The organism is Sporolactobacillus mangiferae, from assembly GCF_023336505.1.
Taxonomy (GTDB): domain Bacteria; phylum Bacillota; class Bacilli; order Bacillales; family Sporolactobacillaceae; genus Sporolactobacillus; species Sporolactobacillus mangiferae.
Genome location: NZ_JAMAST010000001.1, coordinates 326,712 through 341,244, shown reverse-complemented (window position 1 = coordinate 341,244; position 14,533 = coordinate 326,712). Strand labels below are relative to the sequence as shown.

The following is a 14,533-nucleotide window of genomic DNA, read 5'->3' as shown; positions in this document are numbered from 1 at the left end:
GCCGATGCCAACAAAACAAACAGATCAAAGACTCCGGTAGAAAACTGTGAAAACACGCGATGACCGGTAAATGATGATTAGTGACCGATAAATAGCGCAGGAATGACCGGTAAATCATGCTGAATGGTCGGTAAATCGCAGTCAAATGGTATCCTGTGAAAGTACGTCCTGTGCACAACGTGGAAGCCACCACATCGTGCGGAAGTAAGGACCGGGCTATGCCCGGTTTTTCTAATGTTACATATAATGGTATTTTATCCCCTGTTTGCGGATTATTAAGATTAAAATTGAAGCTCGTACTGCATAAGTGGACTGTTCGTTTGCTATAATAGTTGATAGGTTTAAAAACCGAGGATTTTAAAGTGAGGAGACAGCAATGTCGGTACCGGCGAGACCAATTAAATTAATGGCGCAAATATATAAAAAAGTGCTTCCTGAGGTGCACCGTGAATTAGCGGTATGGAAAAAAAGAGCGCAGAATATTCCCGATGCCGAGTTGCGCAGGCAGGCACTGGCAAGTCTTGAAACAAAAACGTTTCACTGTGAAGGAGGCGGAATCTACAGCCTTTTGGCGGGAGATCACATGAAAGACGCGGTGGCATTCATCGTTGCATATCAGACAATCAGCGATTATCTGGACAATCTGTGTGATCGAAGCGTTTCGCTTGATCCCGAAGATTTCCGCTGTCTGCATCAATCAATGCTTCATGCACTGACGCCCGGAATCGAGCCAGTCAATTATTATCGATACCGGCGTGGCTGTGATGACGGAAATTATTTACGTGATCTGGTGACAACTTGTCAGGAAGTGCTCAGTCAGCTGCCTTTATTAGAAGTGATTCAGCCGGCATTGCACGAACTGGCCGGGTATTATTGTGACCTTCAGGTGCATAAACATGTGGAAAAAGACCAGCGTGTGCCGAGACTTATCGCATGGTTCCAAAAAAATAAAACCCGTCTTCCTGAAATGAGCTGGTATGAATTTGCTGCCTGTTCAGGTTCGACACTGGGCATTTTCTGTATTGTTTCGTATGCAGCTGGACGTGAGCACAATATGAATGAACTCGCCGATCGGATCAAAACCAGTTATTTTCCGTGGGTACAGGGGCTTCATATTATGATGGATTACTTTGTCGATCAGGAAGAAGACCGCGTGGAGGGCGACCTGAATTTCTGTAATTATTATCCGAGTGATCAGGAAATGTTCAGCCGGTTCAATTACTTCATCAAAGAGGCAGATGCAGCGATGAACCGTATGCCAGATATAAGCTTTCACAAGATGATCAATCGCGGGCTGCTTGGTATTTATCTTGCCGACAGAAAAGTGGCCCGGCAAAGGGACGTTCGTGTACTTGCACGAAAATTGATTTTCAGGTCAGGGGCGAGCGCCGTATTCTTTTTTATCAATGGATGGCTTTATCGAAGGATCAGGCAGGGCAGCATGTAAAGGATTTACCTGAAAATTGCCGGTTTGTAATACTTCCCCTGCCAGCTGTCCCGCCTTGCCAGTTCATCATCAATGGCGTCAAGGACCTCCCATTTATTCAAACTCCACATTGGGCCAATCATCAAATCAGCAGGGCCGTCCCCGGTCAGCCGGTGGATGATCATGCCTGGAGGGAGCATTTCAAGCTGATCACAGACAAGCCGAACGTAGGTATGGAAGTCAAGAAATTGCAACAGTCCTTTTTCATACTGTTTTACCATTGCGGTCTTTTTTAAAAGGTGGAGCAAGTGAATTTTTATTCCCTGAACACCCAGTCCGGCCACTGCTTTTGCAGTTTCCATCATCATTTCCGGTGTTTCCCCCGGAAGACCATCGATAATGTGGACACATACTGAGATATCATGGCGCCTCAGTTTGGCTACTCCTTTGACAAAGCAGTCATAATCATGTGCGCGATTGATCAAGATGCCGGTTTTGTTATGAACGGTTTGCAGGCCGAGTTCAATCCAGAGAAATGTGCGCCGGTTTAATGCCGCAAGGTAATCGACAACATCGTCCGGCAGGCAGTCCGGGCGGGTAGCGATGGACAGACCGACTACGCCATTCTGTTCCAGGATTACTTCGTAACGTGCACGCAGAACATCGACCGGTGCATATGTGTTGGTAAAGGCTTGAAAGTAGCCGATGTATTTATCGGCATGCGGCCATTTTGTTTTCATTTGTTCCTTTTGAAGAATGAATTGAGTTTTAAGATTGTCAAGGCGATTGCCTGCAAAATCTCCGGAGCCGTTCTGGCTGCAGAATGTACATCCGCCCCAGGCAACTTTTCCGTCTCGGTTTGGACAGTCAAAACCAGCATCAAGCGAGACTTTGAATACTTTTCCTCCGAATTTATGCCTTAAATAAGTGTTCCAGGAATAATAGCGTTTATCCGGTCCATAATGTGCCGGCCATTTTTTTTCGGTCATTTTGCATGTTCCTCTCATCAATTCTAATGGACATTCTAGCAGACATAGGTGAAAACATAAAGCGGCCGTCTAAACTCAGAAAGCAAACTAGGGAGCAATAGATGTTCTTGCTTGTGATCTGCCGCAAGGACTGCAACCCACAGTATCCGTTCGCACTGGAGTTGACATCTTCTGTTAATATCAATAAAATGGAAGCACAATAGGAATAAGGAAACGACGATGATGGAGATCAGTAGTCTGTGTTTCGCTTTCAGAGAGCCAGCGGCAGGTGCGAGCAGGTACGGGAGCAGACGAACTCACCCCGGAGATGTGTGCACCCTTGATTGGGTTGCATGCCGCTGGCCCGCGTTAAGGGACTTAAGCGAGCGCACGAACGAGATGTCCGGCGCTAATATGGGTGGTACCGCGGGAATACACGATTTAACCTCTCGTCCCTGACAGTAAATGTCCGGGCGGGAGGTTTTCTTCATCTAGTCTCTGTATTGGAAAAAGGAGGAACGTACCATGGCAATGGCTTTTGATCATCGAAAAATTGAAGCAAAATGGCAGAAATACTGGGATGATCACCAAACGTTTAAAACCGATGATGAGTCGGATAAGCCCAAGTATTATGTACTGGATATGTTTCCGTATCCATCTGGAAAAGGCCTGCATGTCGGTCATCCCGAAGGCTATACGGCAACTGATATTATGGCGCGTATGAAACGGATGAAAGGGTTTGAAGTGCTGCATCCGATCGGATGGGACGCGTTCGGTCTCCCGGCAGAGCAGTATGCGCTGGATACTGGTCATGATCCCGCTGTTTTTACGGAACAGAATATCGCCACTTTCAAAAGACAGATCAAGTCACTCGGCTTTTCCTATGACTGGAATCGCGAAATCAATACGACAGATCCGGAGTATTATAAATGGACGCAGTGGATTTTCCTGCAGCTGTATAAGAAAGGTCTTGCCTATATTGCTGAGGTTCCGGTTAACTGGTGCCCGGCTCTCGGTACTGTCCTGGCAAATGAAGAGGTGATTGACGGAAAGAGTGAACGTGGCGGACATCCGGTTATCCGTAAGCCGATGCGTCAATGGATGCTGAAGATTACCGCATACGCAGACCGCCTGCTCGATGATCTTGAAGAACTGGACTGGCCCGACAGTATTAAAGAGATGCAGCGAAATTGGATCGGGCGTTCCGAGGGAGCCGAAGTCCAGTTTGCGATTGACGGATTTAAAAATGAGACTGTGACCGTTTTTACAACGCGCCCGGATACCCTTTTCGGTGCGACCTATATGGTGCTCGCGCCGGAACATAAATTGATTGATGAAATTGTCACGCCGGAACAAAAGCAGGTAATTGATCTGTATCGTGCCGAGGTGGCGGCTAAGAGTGATTTGGAGCGTACTGATCTGGCAAAAACAAAAACGGGTGCGTTTACTGGCGCGTATGCAATCAATCCGGTTAACGGGAAAAAAATACCGATCTGGATCGCAGATTATGTTCTGATTACGTATGGATTCGGTGCAATTATGGCCGTGCCGGGACATGATGAGCGTGATTACGAATTTGCAACGAAATTCCATCTGCCGATTATTGAAGTGGTTGCCGGCGGCGATCTTTCGAAGGAAGCCTACACAGGGGATGGCAAACATGTCCATTCTGATTTTCTTGACGGGCTGGGCAAAAAAGAGGCAATTGCCAAAATGATCGATTGGCTGGTTGATCACGGTGTTGGGCGGCGCAAAATTACTTATCGGCTGCGTGACTGGCTGTTCAGCCGTCAACGTTACTGGGGTGAGCCAATTCCGATTATCCATATGGAGGACGGATCACTGAGGGCCGTTCCAGATGAAGAACTGCCGCTAAGACTGCCGAAAACGAAAAACATTAAACCTTCTGGTACAGGAGAATCGCCGCTTGCCAACGATACGGAGTGGATCCGGTTTATCGATCCCGAAACGGGCATGAAGGGGCGCCGTGAAACCAATACGATGCCACAGTGGGCAGGCAGCAGCTGGTATTTTCTCCGCTATATCGATCCGCGTAATAAAGAAAAGCTGGCGGATCCGGAGAAACTGAAACGCTGGATGTCGGTCGACCTGTATGTCGGCGGAGCAGAACATGCAGTCCTTCACCTGCTATATGCACGTTTCTGGCATAAGGCACTGTTTGATCTCGGTGTTGTGCCAACCAAAGAGCCATTCCAAAAACTCGTCAATCAGGGCATGATTCTTGGCACGAATCATGAAAAGATGAGTAAATCGAAAGGGAACGTCATTAATCCGGATGACATCGTCGCTTCTCATGGTGCGGACACGCTTCGCCTTTATGAAATGTTCATGGGACCGATTGACGCGGCAAAGCCGTGGTCAGAGAAGGGCATTGAAGGCTCACGTCGTTTTCTCGATCGTGTGTGGCGACTTTTTGTTACATCAGAACACAGACTGTCGCACGTTGTCGCCCGGGATGCAAAGGTCAGCGAAGCATTTGAAAAGGTCTATCATCAGACGGTCAAGAAGGTCAGCGAGGACTTTGAAATTATGCACTTTAATACCGGAATCGCCCAGCTGATGACATTTATTAATGAAGCTTATAAGCAGGAAAAAATCCCGGTTTACATGGCGGAAGGTTTTATTCAGCTGCTATCACCCGTTGCACCGCATATCTGTGAGGAAATCTGGTCGCTCATCGGTCACGATCAGTCAATTGAAAAATCGACATGGCCGACTTATGATGATGAAAAACTCGTCGAAGAGCAGGTCGAGATTATCGTCCAGGTCAACGGCAAGATTCGTGCCCGCCTGCAGGTCGATAAAGGAACATCAAAGCAGGAACTGCAGAACAAAGCAATGATCAACGACCGTATTCAGGACATCCTGAAGGGAAAAAGCGTCAAAAAGGTGATTGCTGTTCCAGATAAACTGGTAAACATTGTTGCCAAATAAAATAGTCTGTCTCCTGCATCTCTAAAAAAGCCGCTCCTGTACACGTGTACTGGAGCGGCTTTTTAACAGGGTGAAGAAAGCATATGATTTTGCCCTGCAAGCAACTAGCAAAACAATACAATGTCTAAGTGTCAAAGCGGAGGTGCGCTGGCGTCTGCGGAGCGTTCCTGTTGATCGCGTGCCAGCGAGCAGCCACAGTGATGACGCAAACAAAATAAGTAGATTAACTAACGAATCATGTTGAAGATTGAGTATCAGGTTATACCGGCAGATTCAGAAATCCAACCTGAAAAATGTGACAAAACATGCAAGAGATCGACAAGAGTCTGCTGTATGAACGGCATAATGTGGTAAAATACTAAGAGTTGTGGGCAGTTGGCCCAATTGATGATGATTTAGGAGCGTTGACCGATGTCCGCATCAAAAATGATCCGCGGAGCGATGATCCTGACGATCGCTTCATTTGTTTCGCGGTTGTTAGGTATTCTCTTTGTAATCCCATACAATGCATTAACGGGAACGGAAGGTTCTTTTTTATATCAATATGCATATACGCCCTATGCAATTATGCTCAGCATTTCAACAATGGGCTTGCCGCTTGCCGTTTCAAAGTTTGTGTCCAAATATAATTCACTTGGTGATTACGAGTCTGGAAATCGTCTTTTTAAATCAGGTATTCTGTTGATGTCCCTGACCGGTCTGACCGGCTTTTTGATTCTTTTTCTTGGTGCACCGCACATAGCGGCGACATACGGCGTGCCGCAACGTGAACTTGCCAACGTGATCATGGTTACCCGAGTCGTCAGTATCGCCATTCTTGTTGTACCGGTGATGAGCTTAATGCGCGGTTATTTTCAGGGCTTCCAATCAATGGGGCCGACCGCGGTATCACAGGTAGTGGAACAGATTGTTCGTGTCGCTTTTATACTCGTTGGCGCATTTCTTGTGATCAAAGTATTTGGTGGTACGGCAGTGACGGCGGCAGCACTTGCTACCTTTGCTGCTTTTGTCGGAGCTGTTGCCGGATTTTACGTGATGCTCCATTTTTGGGTCAGCCGCCGTCCTTATTTAAAACGCCTTCAGGATCAAAATACGAAAAGAAGGCGCTATAAAATTTCTTACCCGTCCATGTATAAAGAACTGGTTCTTTATGCTGTCCCGTTTGTTGCGGTCGGCATTTCCATGCAACTGTACCAGCTCATCGATCAGGTTATGGCTTATCACTATCTGCACTATTCCGATACAATGACCAAGCTGGTCATTACCGATTTAACGATGAATGACCAGAAGATGGTTATGATCCCGGTGACACTTGCCACCTCTTTGGCTGTCAGCGCCGTGCCCGCCATTATAAAGTCTTATTCCAGAGGCGCCATAAATGACGTGAATCAGAAAATCACTCAAGCCTTTGAACTGGTCCTTTTTTTAACGATTCCGGCAGCGATTGGACTATCGATGCTCGGCTACATGGTGCATGGACTGCTCTTTGACATTAGCCCGGAAGCTGTATCTGTTGGCGGACGCATTTTGCGATGGTATGCACCAACGGCAATTTTCTTTGCACTCTTTCAAGTGACGGCATCCATTTTGCAGGGGATAAATCATCAGAGAGTGACTCTGATCAGTCTGGCCGCCGGGGTGATCGTGAAAATATTGCTGAATCCCGTGTGTATGAAGCTGTTCGGCATGGTTGGCCCGGTGATCGCTACCAACATCGGTTATATGCTGTGCATCTTCATTAATCTGATCGCCATTAAGCGTGCAACCGATTATCATTATTCACGAATCGGTCAGCAGATGATCCACATTGCCGGATATACGCTGGTCATGTGTCTGACCATACAATTCATTTTTTTCCTGTCTGGCGGTCACGTGCCAAGCAGTCGGGGGAATGCGATGATTATTACGCTGCTCAGTGTCCTGTCTGGCGCTGCAATTTATTTGATTCTGGCGCGGTGGACCGGATTGCTGCGTCGCATTATGAGTGGGCTGAGGGGACGCAGCGCGGGAAAATAACAACCATTCGTGTAAAAAGTTTAACAGCGACTGAAAAATAGCAACAAAAAAACGAAGGCCATGTGTCAGTGCCTTCGTTTTTTATCTTGGCGGGAGGGTCGGACCGCCGATCGGTGGCACGGGAAATCCTAAACGACGTTCAATTGTGCGTACGCGCTGATCAAGTCTTTGCAGTTCCTGCTGAAAATGTTGCTGCTGCCGTTCAATTCGCTGGAGTCTTTGCTCCCATTGCTGCGGGTTAAATGGCGGGCGTGGCTGAGGCATCATCTGCCGCTTGTTTTCGTAACCGTTCCACACAAAACGTTGATTTGCAGACGTGGTGTCCGGTTGGCGAGGAGATGGGAAGGGAGCTTGCGTGTTTGGCGCCTGTTCATTTTGGATCGGGCCGGCTGAACCGTCCGCTGTGCTGCCAATCCATCCTCTCGGTGCTGAAGAAGGTTGAAAAACACGTGCATCCGGCTGTGAAAAAGGGGTGCTATCGTTTGAATACATAAAAATCATTTCCTCCTTAAGTGAGATCTTTATCTGCTCAACCATAGTCTATGTCTGGAAAAAATCATGGTTATAAAAATAATGGATGCGGTCGTGCAAAAAATTCAGCTCCGGGAGATTTTTATACATAAGTAAGAAAGTGCGATTTTGGGGCATGCAGTATATGCACAGCTAGTACGCTGCTCTTGTCAGCGATTTGGGAAGATGAGTTTTCCGATTTTGTGGGTTTTTCTTCATAAAAGGCAAATAAAAAGAGCTGTTAAAAACAGCTCATGAAACTCTAACTTTTTTTTCTGTTACGGTCCATAGTCCTCTGCGAGGGCTTCGAACCAAATCATTATAGGTGAGGATATTCAAGTCTCTTTGCATTGTTCTCTGTGTCATGTCAAATTCTTCAACCAGTTCTTTCGTTGTCACGGTACCTTGTTGCCGAATGAACAAATATACGGATCTAACGCGATTTAGCATTCGATCAGTTGAAGGACTCAAGTCATCACTCCCCAGAATATTTATCAATAAAAGACAGAGCTTTTACTGAGCGAAACATCAAGCAAGAGTTCATACACAGAGTTTCCTGTTTTGTAAGATGAACGCCGATAATCAAGGACTAAGTGTGCACATCTTACCTTAAAAAGTCACATAATTTTCTGTTAACAGTTTAAATATAACTCTTTCAATTTAAATGTCAAATCTTTTTTTGTTTTTAGCGTTTTAACTTTTGCCCGCTCATAAGTCGTTGAGCTATTCCATTGGTTTTGCATCATCGCTGCGGCTGCTCGATTGTCGCGGTCGCACCTCCGCTTTGATGCTCAGCCCATTGTATGATTGATTGGATATGGAGCAAAATCTTATACTTCTGTACCTGTAAAAAAACTGCAAAATACAAGAGTGGACGGTTTTAGATGAAAAAATCTCCGTCGGTTGATTGAACGGAGATTGAAAAATTAATGCGGGAATATATCGCCGGACAGATAACGTTCGCCGGTATCATTAATCATACAGACCACGAGATCACCGGGTTTAAATCGCTTGGCGACTTGGAGTGCCACATAGACTGTGGCTCCGGAGGAAGGGCCGCATAAAATACCTTCTTCGCTTGCCAGACGCCGGGTCAGTTCATAGGCATCCTCGTCGCTGACATCAATGACTTCATCAATAATAGACATATCCATCGTATCCGGGATAAAGCCCGGACTTGTGCCGACAATTTTATGCCGTCCCGGTTTTCCCCCTGAATAAACGGGTGATCCGGCCGGTTCACAAATATGTACAGTCAAATCAGGGAAAGCTTCTTTTAAGGCGCTGCCTGCACCAGAGATCGTTCCTCCGGTTCCGGCCGCTCCGACAAAGGCGCGCAGCGGACGGCCAAGTGCACGGACATCGCTGATAATCTCGGCACCGGTAGTTTGGCGGTGCACTTCTGGATTTGCGGGGTTCTCAAACTGCATGGGCATGTAACTGTTCGGCAATGTATCTGCAAGTTGACGGGCTTTACGGATGGCACCGGGCATTTTATCCTTTCCGGGGGTTAAGACCACATCCGCACCCAAAGCTTTTAATAAATTGATTCGTTCCTGTGTCATGGTGTCAGGCATGACGATTACCGGTTTGTACCCTCGAGACACGGAAGCCATCGCCAGACCAATACCCATATTTCCGGATGTTGGTTCGATAATCGTTGCTCCCTTTGCTATAATTCCTTTTTGTTCCGCTTCACGGATCATTGCCAGTGCCGCGCGGTCTTTTACACTTTTGGTCGGATTAAAGTATTCAAGTTTTGCATAAATGTCTGCACCGTTTGGATCGGGCAGCCTGTTTAAGCGAACCATAGGCGTTCCGCCGACAAGTTCGTCAATCGATTGGACAATTCTTACCATAACGACCTCTCTTTTCAGTTAATTTTGCAATGATATTCTTCTTTGTGTGTCGAATAAATAACAAATATGAGTACAGAGGAACTATTACGTCTGTTTCAAGGTTCCGCGCGTACACTATTCCAATCATAATAGTCTTATTATACAGGATTTATAACCGCCGGGTCGACCGTTGGTGTATTTTCTGCTTGGAAAATAGATTTTATAATACAGGTAAGCAATTTAAGAGGTCAGAGAAAAGAAATGAGGAATTTTCATGATCAGCCATTACTTTTTAGCGATTCCACTTGCAGAGCGGTTGCAGAGAGTGACGCGTCAAACTGCGGAAACCTTTCTAAAGACGGTTCGCTACAAACGAATAACTCAGCCATGTGATTACCATCTCACCCTTTATTTTTTTGGCGCGCTAAACAATGAAGAAAAACAGAAAGTATGCCGCATCAGCAAAAAAATTGCAGATAACAAGAACCCTTTTCAGCTTACATTGACTGGCATCGACGGTTTTGGAGAAAGGAGGCATCCGCATGTGCTTTTTGCTTCTGTTGCGGAAAGCAAGGAACTCATCGGTTTACAGGAGCAAATAACTGAAGTGTTGACTGTGAATGGTTTTCAACCGGATAAACGCGCGTATCATCCGCATATCACCCTGGCCAGGCATTGGATGGACGGCATGATGAATGTGGATTTACCGCAATATTCCAGCACGATTGCCGGTCATACGTGGGAAGTGGATCATATAACACTGTTTCAGATTTATCCGGATCAAGCACGGAAATACAGACCTGCATGTATTTTTCCTTTCAATAAAAAATAATGCGGTGCTTCGGTCCTTTTTTGTATTAAAATAGCCATAGAACATATAAAGGGGAAGGCATATGGCGCAACTCATTAAAATCAATCAGTGTGTTTCACGATATCAACACAATTTCCGATTGTACGCGAACCGGTATCATTGGTTGAAGCAGCGACGGGGGCAAGAGTGGAAACAGAATTGGGAAAATCATCTGTCACACATTAAAACGTATGGCGGAGTTGACGATAATGAAGATAAGAAGTCATGGTTTCATGATTTTGAGAACTGGTTATTTGAGAAACAAATCGAATGGTCGACGCGGACTGCCTATGAACAGTCGCAGTTGCCAGAATCTATTCGCGAAGAATGCTGGCTGAAAAGGATCGTCCATGGAATCAATGATGTTTCATTTCTTATGTTCCAACCGGTTCTCTTAACTAAATCCGGTTCTGTGCAGCTTGATTCACTGCTGATCAGTAACGATACGATCAGCTGTATTCATCCTGTTTCAGGTGCATATGGAGCTGTTTTCAGGCCGGTGTCACAACGACAATGGAAGATTATTGCAGACGGCGGCAATATTCGCACCATTATTAATCCGCTCATCTCGCTTCGCCGATCACAAGCCGTTGTTTCCTCTTTTTTGAAAAAGAACGAACTTTCGGGATTTAATGTGACATCTGTTGTCTACGCGCCCGAATGCTACATTGAAGACTCAGGGACCGGTAGTTATGAAGCGGAATTTGTGGACCGGAGAAATGAGCGAAGCTGGTTCCAGAAAGTGGATCAGCATTCGCTGTTAATGAAACGTGAGCAAGTCGACTGTGTTGAACAGTTGCTGATCCATTGTGAAACGGTTGCTGAGCCGAGAGACTGATTACTTTTGACACTCAATCCGTTAAATGATTGTTGAATGAACGCGAACGTGGTATATTTTTATTCATAGTCTGTTTTTCTCCTGGGCAGAAGGGCAGATCCGGAAAGGCAATGGTGGAATGCTTTGATTCAATTTTTTGACGGCGACAATTGGGAACTTTCTCCCGCCGGGGGATTAACAGGAGAAGCTTTTATGGCACGTTCTGGGGAGAACAGGCTTTTTATAAAGCGCAATTCTTCCCCGTTTCTTGCGGTCCTCTCTGCAGAAGGCATTGTGCCAAAGCTGCTTTGGACGAGACGTATGGATAACGGAGATGTGCTGACTGCGCAGAAATGGATGAAAGGGCGCGTGCTGATGCCAAAAGAAATGGCTTCAGAACAAGTCGCGGCACTGCTGAAAAAGATTCATACATCCGAGCCGCTTGTTTCGATGCTCAGGCGGCTGGGCAAGAAGCCAATTACAACGACGCAGATACTCGAGCAGCTGGAGCAGCAGGCACAGGGGCGGCATGAAACCCGTGCACTGAAACAGGCGTTGCACCTGCTTAAAGATACGGCGGAGCTTGCGGAATATCCAAAGAAAATGGTCTGTCATTCAGATATCAATCATAACAATTGGTTATTGAGCCATGATGAGAAAAACCTGTATCTTGTCGATTGGGATCAGGCAGTCATTGCGGATCCGGCTATGGATCTTGCCATGCTGCTCTACTGGTATGTTGAAGAAGCCCAGTGGGCCGATTGGCTTGATCACTATGGGCTGCAGTTTACGCAGACACTGCGGCTTCGGCTTGTATGGCATATGATTGCGATGACGCTGAGATTCATGTTCTGGCATCAGGAACATGCCGAGATGAAAAAGATGATATTATTTGAAAAGGACTTGCTTTGGCTTCATGAATATGCTGCCAGGACATTGCATTAATGCCGCTTGTTATTTGCTATATAAGCTATGTTTAAATTTAAAGCTGTTTTTCTGGCTTGCGGCAATGTTCATGCCGCCTGAGAGACTGTCCCAGTAGATGTGTGCCAGTGAGGCCTGCAGATTTTCAATTGTCTGAGGGAGCCTTGCGGTGTACGCCTGTGGCAGGTACAGGACAATAGATTTTAACAAAGCCTGTATATAAAATCAGCAGAATTGAATCGAGCATCTTCCCTTCCTGAGGGCGGGTGCGCTTTTTGATTTAAGGTACATTTTGGTGATCTTTTGAAGTAGCAGCCCCGCTAATCGTGATAGAATAGAAGAAAAGCAATAAAATGAATGTGCTGCTGATGCGCAGTACTGTATTTTAAGCGGCTGATTTAAGTGGCAAAGACAGGCCTTCCATGCTTTTTGGCCTGCCGAATAAGCGCCCAATCATTAATGAATTTTTAACATAGCCAAGTGAAAAGAAGAGGGAGAGTTAGTCATGAGAGTGCGTCATAAGCCTTGGGCGAAAGGGAAACTGGATCGTTATCCGGACATCGTTATTCCAGTGCCCAAAGATTATAGCGGAGAGTGGCACGATGCTTTTCACAGGGAGGCACCGCTCCATGTTGAAATCGGATCCGGCAAAGGGCAGTTTATTACCGGAATGGCCAGCCTGTATCCAGACATTAATTTTGTAGGCATAGAAATGCACGAAAGTGTGATTGTTACGGCTCTGGAAAAATGTCTGGATCAGCAACTTGACAATGTGCGCTTAATCAATGAGGATGCCAGGGGCCTGACGGAATTTTTTGCTGAGGATGAGGTGGATGCACTTTATTTGAATTTCTGTGACCCTTGGCCGAAAAGCCGGCATGAAAAACGCAGACTGACCTATTCAACCTTTCTGGCCCAGTATGAATACGTGCTTAAGAAAGGCGGCGTCCTTAACTTTAAAACGGATAACCAGGGGCTCTTTGAATATTCTTTGGAAAGCTTTTCAAAATACGGGTTTACATTGCAGAATATCAGTCTGGACCTTCATCACTCACAGATGAAGAACAATGTAGTAACTGAATATGAAGAGAAGTTTGCTGAAAAAGGTCAGAGAATCTATCGCTGTGAAGCGATTGCAAGTGAATAAATGTAACGCGCTACAGTTCTATGCACCAGAGAATCGGCGCTGACTCTTTAACTGGAGGATGGTTCCGCTTTTTGCGTCTGCAACAAAGTCGTAGTGGTGGTTTTTCCCCTGCTCATTACAGATCAACCCACCTTTATAAACCAGATGGTTCAATTGATCATTTGACCAGATGTGCGGAGTAAGGCAGATCCATGCTCCGTCAAATGACAGCTGATTTTTGGCTGTGTGCTTGACACGTTCAAGTACTTGCTCTGAGCTTAATGTTATTTTTCCATTCATTATGCGGGTCACGGTCATTCCGGCAATATAACCAGCAATGACGCCAATGATCAGCGTTTTGTTAAAGTGGTTGCTCATAATCATTCCTCCGGTTTCGCAAAGGTAGATCGCGACCTGGGATATGCGGTCTGTTCTGCGTTTATTTAAGCTTCTGCAAGGTGTGCTTAATCAAAGTATAATAATAATAAATGCGTTTTGCCAAGGATACATGCAAACATTCAATTATTAAAGGTTTATCCAGTGAAGGAGGGGGGATCAGAAATGAGGATCGGAGTCGGAACAAAAAATCCGGCGAAAATCAATGCGCTGCGGCAACTGATTCAGGAACAGTTTATCGACGCAGACATTCACAGCTTCGACGTTCCGTCAGGGATTTCTGCGATGCCGATGTCGGATCTGGAGACGCGTCAGGGGGCAGTCAACCGAGCTAAGGCAGTGCTTGAGCGTGATGAGACGATTGATCTTGGTGTCGGTATGGAAGGCGGCGTATCCGACATTGAAGGTGAGCTGTATTTATGCAATTGGGCAGCGGTGGCTGATCGTTCTGGACACGTAATCAGTGCGGGGGGTGCACGTATTCTTCTCCCTGACATACTTGCCGATGGCGTGCGTGCCGGTCATGAACTTGGCGATCTGGCCGATGACTATGCACATGAGCAGAGTGTACACACACGCGGAGGGACAATCGGTATTTTAACAGAAGGCCGCGTCACACGGACGGAAATGTTTTTGCATATTTTAAAACTCATTGAAGGAATGTATGCGCATCAGAAGGGCAAGGCTGATGATGAATTATAATCGGG

Annotated in this window: 13 protein-coding genes; 8 read left to right on the top strand and 5 right to left on the bottom strand. The window is 46.2% G+C overall.

The annotated features are described in order from the left end of the window. Positions 1 to 376 precede the first annotated feature (376 nt). Complete coding sequence (gene tbcS, locus M3N64_RS01660; RefSeq protein WP_249096316.1) at positions 377 to 1,447, top strand: tetraprenyl-beta-curcumene synthase; 1,071 nt, start codon at positions 377 to 379, stop codon at positions 1,445 to 1,447. Between the two features lie 5 nt (positions 1,448 to 1,452). On the opposite strand, the gene mnmL is transcribed toward tbcS, so the two are convergent. Then, complete coding sequence (gene mnmL / locus M3N64_RS01655) at positions 1,453 to 2,415, bottom strand: tRNA modification radical SAM protein MnmL/YtqA (protein WP_249096314.1); 963 nt, start codon at positions 2,413 to 2,415, stop codon at positions 1,453 to 1,455. 510 nt (positions 2,416 to 2,925) lie between these two features. On the opposite strand from mnmL, the gene leuS reads away from it, so the two are divergent. After that, positions 2,926 to 5,349: a leucine--tRNA ligase gene (leuS, locus tag M3N64_RS01650; protein ID WP_249096895.1), complete on the top strand. Its 2,424-nt coding sequence runs from the start codon at positions 2,926 to 2,928 to the stop codon at positions 5,347 to 5,349. A 411-nt stretch (positions 5,350 to 5,760) separates the two neighbouring features. After that, positions 5,761 to 7,365 (top strand): putative polysaccharide biosynthesis protein, encoded by a 1,605-nt coding sequence (locus tag M3N64_RS01645; RefSeq protein ID WP_249096300.1) that lies wholly within the window; start codon positions 5,761 to 5,763, stop codon positions 7,363 to 7,365. A gap of 81 nt (positions 7,366 to 7,446) precedes the next feature. Here M3N64_RS01645 and M3N64_RS01640 read toward each other — a convergent pair whose 3' ends face one another. From M3N64_RS01640 to cysK, 3 genes are all read right to left on the bottom strand, one after another. After that, a complete protein-coding gene (locus tag M3N64_RS01640; protein WP_249096297.1) occupies positions 7,447 to 7,857 on the bottom strand; it encodes a hypothetical protein in 411 nt (136 codons plus the stop codon). 270 nt (positions 7,858 to 8,127) lie between these two features. Further along, the gene (locus M3N64_RS01635; protein WP_249096294.1) at positions 8,128 to 8,346 is read right to left on the bottom strand and encodes a DeoR family transcriptional regulator; all 219 of its coding nucleotides are present in this window, start codon (positions 8,344 to 8,346) and stop codon (positions 8,128 to 8,130) included. A gap of 455 nt (positions 8,347 to 8,801) precedes the next feature. Next, positions 8,802 to 9,734 carry a cysteine synthase A gene (cysK, locus tag M3N64_RS01630; protein ID WP_249096290.1) on the bottom strand — a complete coding sequence of 311 codons (933 nt, stop codon included), beginning with the start codon at positions 9,732 to 9,734 and terminating at the stop codon, positions 8,802 to 8,804. 253 nt (positions 9,735 to 9,987) lie between these two features. On the opposite strand from cysK, the gene thpR reads away from it, so the two are divergent. The 4 genes from thpR (at position 9,988) to trmB (ending at position 13,451) form a co-directional block, all read left to right on the top strand. Continuing rightward, a complete protein-coding gene (gene thpR, locus M3N64_RS01625) occupies positions 9,988 to 10,545 on the top strand; it encodes an RNA 2',3'-cyclic phosphodiesterase (protein ID WP_249096287.1) in 558 nt (185 codons plus the stop codon). A 61-nt stretch (positions 10,546 to 10,606) separates the two neighbouring features. Beyond that, positions 10,607 to 11,401, top strand: coding sequence for a hypothetical protein (locus M3N64_RS01620; protein ID WP_249096276.1), 795 nt, complete (start codon positions 10,607 to 10,609; stop codon positions 11,399 to 11,401). 192 nt (positions 11,402 to 11,593) lie between these two features. Then, positions 11,594 to 12,325 (top strand): phosphotransferase family protein, encoded by a 732-nt coding sequence (locus tag M3N64_RS01615; protein ID WP_249096274.1) that lies wholly within the window; start codon positions 11,594 to 11,596, stop codon positions 12,323 to 12,325. 484 nt (positions 12,326 to 12,809) lie between these two features. Further along, a complete protein-coding gene (trmB, locus tag M3N64_RS01610) occupies positions 12,810 to 13,451 on the top strand; it encodes a tRNA (guanosine(46)-N7)-methyltransferase TrmB (RefSeq protein WP_249096272.1) in 642 nt (213 codons plus the stop codon). A gap of 18 nt (positions 13,452 to 13,469) precedes the next feature. Here the strand turns inward: trmB and M3N64_RS01605 are convergent, their stop codons facing one another. Further along, positions 13,470 to 13,808: a hypothetical protein gene (locus M3N64_RS01605; RefSeq protein ID WP_249096270.1), complete on the bottom strand. Its 339-nt coding sequence runs from the start codon at positions 13,806 to 13,808 to the stop codon at positions 13,470 to 13,472. A 183-nt stretch (positions 13,809 to 13,991) separates the two neighbouring features. Here M3N64_RS01605 and M3N64_RS01600 point away from each other — a divergent pair, with 183 nt between their 5' ends. After that, positions 13,992 to 14,528, top strand: a complete 537-nt coding sequence (locus tag M3N64_RS01600) for a DUF84 family protein (RefSeq protein ID WP_249096268.1) — start codon at positions 13,992 to 13,994, stop codon at positions 14,526 to 14,528. Positions 14,529 to 14,533 lie beyond the last annotated feature (5 nt).

Coding starts and splice junctions, on each gene's coding strand:
- M3N64_RS01640 (WP_249096297.1), bottom strand. CDS start 7,857: ATGTATTCAAACGATAGCACCCCTTTTTCACAGCCGGATGCACGTGTT.
- M3N64_RS01645 (WP_249096300.1), top strand. CDS start 5,761: ATGTCCGCATCAAAAATGATCCGCGGAGCGATGATCCTGACGATCGCT.
- mnmL (WP_249096314.1), bottom strand. CDS start 2,415: ATGACCGAAAAAAAATGGCCGGCACATTATGGACCGGATAAACGCTAT.
- tbcS (WP_249096316.1), top strand. CDS start 377: ATGTCGGTACCGGCGAGACCAATTAAATTAATGGCGCAAATATATAAA.
- M3N64_RS01615 (WP_249096274.1), top strand. CDS start 11,594: ATGGCACGTTCTGGGGAGAACAGGCTTTTTATAAAGCGCAATTCTTCC.
- M3N64_RS01600 (WP_249096268.1), top strand. CDS start 13,992: ATGAGGATCGGAGTCGGAACAAAAAATCCGGCGAAAATCAATGCGCTG.
- cysK (WP_249096290.1), bottom strand. CDS start 9,734: ATGGTAAGAATTGTCCAATCGATTGACGAACTTGTCGGCGGAACGCCT.
- M3N64_RS01605 (WP_249096270.1), bottom strand. CDS start 13,808: ATGAGCAACCACTTTAACAAAACGCTGATCATTGGCGTCATTGCTGGT.
- leuS (WP_249096895.1), top strand. CDS start 2,926: ATGGCTTTTGATCATCGAAAAATTGAAGCAAAATGGCAGAAATACTGG.
- thpR (WP_249096287.1), top strand. CDS start 9,988: ATGATCAGCCATTACTTTTTAGCGATTCCACTTGCAGAGCGGTTGCAG.
- M3N64_RS01620 (WP_249096276.1), top strand. CDS start 10,607: ATGGCGCAACTCATTAAAATCAATCAGTGTGTTTCACGATATCAACAC.
- trmB (WP_249096272.1), top strand. CDS start 12,810: ATGAGAGTGCGTCATAAGCCTTGGGCGAAAGGGAAACTGGATCGTTAT.